Here is a 3,330-nt window from a genome sequence, read left to right as displayed (position 1 = left end):
AGTTATTAGGGTGGACTCAACTACTGACTGTTCAATAAAGTCAGAGATTACATCCACTGTTCTTTTTGATGAAATTTGTTGCTCAATTGAAGCAATCACTGCTCCAAAGTCATCTAATCTGGTTCTAGCTCCTAAGAGGTGCTGCTGATACCCGTACAGTTGTTCTGTTAATTGTGGTAACGTTTCAACCAAGGCATCATCAACTACTGACTGTTGAATATTCTCAGTAATTGCGTTTAAGAGTTGTTCGGTAGTTGGTCGTTTGGCGTTTCCATTTTGTTCAAAACTGACATCACTTGCTGCGCCGTCAATAATTGCTGAATCTTCTGGGTTAACTTGTCTTGAGAAGTTCGTTGCTCGTTGACCTCGAAGCCAATCATCTGTAGAGCTTGGGTTAATTCTTGTACTAATGGCTCTAAGTTCGAGGACTTCTTGGCATTCAATGTCTCGGCTAACTGCTGTAAGAAGTCGCTCAACCTCTGTTGCTGGGCTACCTCTAAGCTCTGAATTTTTTCGGTGAGTTGAGAGTTCTTGATTTCTAACTGCTCGAAATTCTTGTTCAGTTTCCCGTGAGAGGTTAATAATTCCTCTATCTTCTCGGTTAATAACTGTATCTGGGTTGGGTTGTTGTTGGTTGTCATGGGTTTGTCCTATTGGTTGATTTGGTGAGGTTTGTTGTAAAGAACTTTCTTTAAGCTGAAGTTTGGGTGGTTCTATTGCAGCAACTTTTGAGTGTTGATTGTGCTGTTGCCAGTCCCTTAACTTCATTGCTTGATGGCTCAATTTTTCGTAAGCCAGTGGCCCACTTGCGACTATGAAATCGTCAACACCTTTAGAAGGCCCTGGCAAGCTGACGACCTTGACCCTAGCTCCAAGCTTCTGCAACAATCTTCCAGTTACGGAAATATCCCTCTCAATATTGAGCTTCGTTTTAGGCTTGGTTTCATAGTCAAAGCAGAATTTGATTTCTCGAGAAGGTGTGGCAAAAACTGCTAACTCTTCATGCAGGTAAGACTTGCCAATTTTCTTGCCAAACTCATCTTTGGGAGTTCGGTATCCCGCCGAAATCCCAGGTAGCCCAATGGCAGCGTGACCCTGGCTCAACAGGCTGGCTGCTTTTTTAGCTCCTTCTGCGATCGCACAGGGGATATTATGTTTCCATACACAGTACCAAAATCCTGACTGGCGATCGCTATCACTGGGGTTCACCTTGTATTTGGAGTAAATGCGTTCGGCAATATCGTCAGGGACATCTAGCAAGAAGATACTTAATTCAACTTTTGGGGGATGCTCATATTTAATGAATTTCCCTTCAATTATTTGCCCAGACTCATCTTTTTTGGGTCTTGGTTGATTTGGCTTGTAACATCCCCATCTTTTAATCGGCGGTTTCTCACCTGGCTTTAAGTCAGCAAATGTTCGCGCATCAACTCCAGCATCACACCACCAGCCACCAGCATCAAGATGCGAATATGCCCTTATAAAACCATCTGTTAGCCGTCCTGTATTTGTTCGATTTAGTTTTTCGCTGACCATGAGCCGTTCCCAGGCTTCATGCTCACCACCTGCATAGTTAAACTGAAGACTCTCAAAGTTCAACGCTGTAATATCGGGATGAATAGCACTATTTTCAAACTCCTGCCAATCCTTTGGTTCAATAAAATTGGGAATGTCTTCAGTATGATATGGTGTCCAAAAAGCTTCTGTGGGGACAGGAGATTTCAGTACTGGCTTAGAGAAAACCGATTCAACAGTATTATAATTTGGTGTCTCTTTCAAGACGGGCAAGACTTTCGGTACTTTTATTGATGAATCATGGCTTGTTGTCCGGCTAGATGCAACTGATTTCACAATTGGCTGGACATTTGGAGTAGATACTGTCGTCTCTTGTTTTAGTACTGGCTTCTCAAAAGGGGCACTTATATTTATAGTTATTGCTTGGTGCTGCTTGAAAGTCGATTTCTGAATTTGTTTTCGTAGCAATTCCAAAGCATTCTCTTTGGCTTTCGACTGTTGCGCCAACTCTACCAATCGTGTTGGATCTTCGGTGTAAATCTTTAATTGATACCTTGCACGGCTGGCAGCAACATAAAAACTTTCCTGTCCAATAGTGAAATCTGCCGAAATTAACACCCGATCCGCAGTTTTCCCCTGACTACTATATGTTGTACTCACAAGGGCATAGTCTAAGTTTTGCGCCTGTGCCAAACTAATGCATTCAGTACGCTCATCAGCATATTTAATCTGGACTATGTTCAGGTCAATCCCTGTTACAGTAAATTCCTGTCCGTTACGTCGTCCCAATTGCCGATCGTTTTTCTTCCATTGCAGGCGATCGCCCACGGCAATTTCAATCTGGTGACTCTGGTAAACCGCTTTCTCAAAAGCCGTGTCTACATCCATTACCTGACCATTATCACGAATTAGGGTCAACTTGTCAGTAGTTCGACCAACCACTTCATACAGTTTGCCTTTCTCCAGCCCCCGACGTTTATAGTCCCGTGTCGGCATGACCACATCACCAATTTCAAAGTTATGGGCAAACCGCATCTGTACTTTTGTCAGATTTTTGGTTTGCAATTGGGTGATGGTTGCAGTTTCTCCCAAAGTTCCTTCACCCTTGAGCTTCGAGCGAATCGCTTGGGTAAGGGCAAGTCTTTCTGTATTTGTTCCAGCTAACACAAGAGTTTTGAGTCGCTGCTCTGGTGTCCCTACTATATAATCATTGGCGATCTGCTCTATTTTGGAAAAACTATCTACTTGAAGTATGGAACCGTTGGCTTCTAGTCGTTCAAATCCTGCTTCTATTCTGCCATCAGCGATTAAATCTACTGCTAATCTTAGTTGAGGGTCTTTTTGGCGCAACGATTCATTGAGGTGTGCGGTTTTAATTCCTGCTTGCTGCAAGGATTTGAAGGGATTACCTGCTGATACTGCTGACAACTGCCGAGTGTCACCGACTAAAATCACCCTAGCTTTAAGTAAGGTTGCTCTTTGTAGGAGTGCATGGGCATCCTTAGCACTGAGTAAACCCGCTTCGTCCACAATCCAGATTTGATTTGGTTCAATCTGTGGTGGTGGTTCCGAAACCAGTAATCGAGCAACAGTCTCAGACTGAATTTTTAACTCTTCGCTCAAAACCTTAGCAGCAGAGGAACTAGGGGCGAAGCCAATAATAGTGTAGCCGGCATCCCTTGCGATCGCTTTGAGTTCTTTAAGAGCAAAAGTTTTCCCAGCACCAGCTACTCCCTGCCATGCAATGAATTGGTCAGATGTAGTTGCAGCTAATTCTACCGCTTCCCGTTGCCCTTTGTTCAGTAAAGTATTCTC

At 43.5% G+C, this 3,330-nt stretch carries 1 protein-coding gene; it reads right to left on the bottom strand.

Annotated features, from left to right (window positions below; translation table 11 throughout):
* On the bottom strand, nt 1-3,330 hold a 3,330-nt coding region (locus A4S05_RS37710; RefSeq protein ID WP_141699934.1), incomplete at both ends, for an AAA family ATPase.

It is taken from the genome of Nostoc sp. KVJ20 (assembly GCF_001712795.1).
Classification (GTDB): domain Bacteria; phylum Cyanobacteriota; class Cyanobacteriia; order Cyanobacteriales; family Nostocaceae; genus Nostoc.
This window is presented reverse-complemented; position numbering and strand designations above follow the sequence as displayed.